The organism is Vibrio sp. Y176, from assembly GCF_033438945.1.
Genome location: NZ_JAWOQS010000384.1, coordinates 1 through 777 on the forward strand (window position 1 = coordinate 1; position 777 = coordinate 777).

1 protein-coding gene is annotated in these 777 nt (G+C 45.7%); it reads right to left on the reverse strand.

Features of this window, described 5'->3' with window-relative positions; all coding sequences use genetic code 11:
* The coding region (nagA, locus tag R7O13_RS26210) for an N-acetylglucosamine-6-phosphate deacetylase (protein WP_318305120.1) at positions 1-777 on the reverse strand (777 nt) is incomplete at both ends.

Genomic DNA, 777 nt, shown 5'->3' on the forward strand with positions numbered 1-777 from the left:
TCATCAACACACTTACCATCTCGGTAATATACTTTCTTACCGACAAAAATAAAGTGATCAATGTTAGCACCTGCCGGAGCTGTGGCATCGGTCACCAAAACAAGCTTTTCACCTTTGATTTTATGAGCAATTCGAATGTTTGCGTAGTCTACGTGGAAGCCGTCAGCAATGATGCCTGCGTAGATCTCTGGTGTATCGTAAATAGCACCAACCACTCCTGGCTCACGACCAACCATAGGAGTCATCGCATTGAATAGGTGAGTTGCAAAAGTAATACCGGCCTCAAAACCTTTGCGTGCTTCAGCATAGGTCGCGTTTGTGTGACCGATTGATACCACAATGCCTGCAGTTTTTAGGCGTGCGATATGTTCAGGGTCGTTCTGCTCTGGCGCAAGAGTTACTTTGGCAATGATGTCTGCATTTGAGCAAATAAGGTCAATCATGCCGTCATCGGATGGACGGATGAAGTCAACGCTATGAATACCTTTTTTCGCGACGTTAAGGTATGGGCCTTCAAGATGTAAGCCAAGCGATTGGTTTTGGTATTTTTTGTGATATTCGCGAGCTGCGGCGATTGCCGCGCGCATATCTTCATCAGAAGAAGTGATCAGCGTAGGAAGGAAGCTGGTACAACCCGACTTTAGGTTTGCTTCGTGCATGATTTGCATCGTTTCTGCTGTGATAGCATCGTTCAACATGACGCCGCCACAACCGTTCAGTTGCAGGTCGATAAAACCAGGACTTAAGTTAGCTCCATTAAGATCTTTTACTTCAATG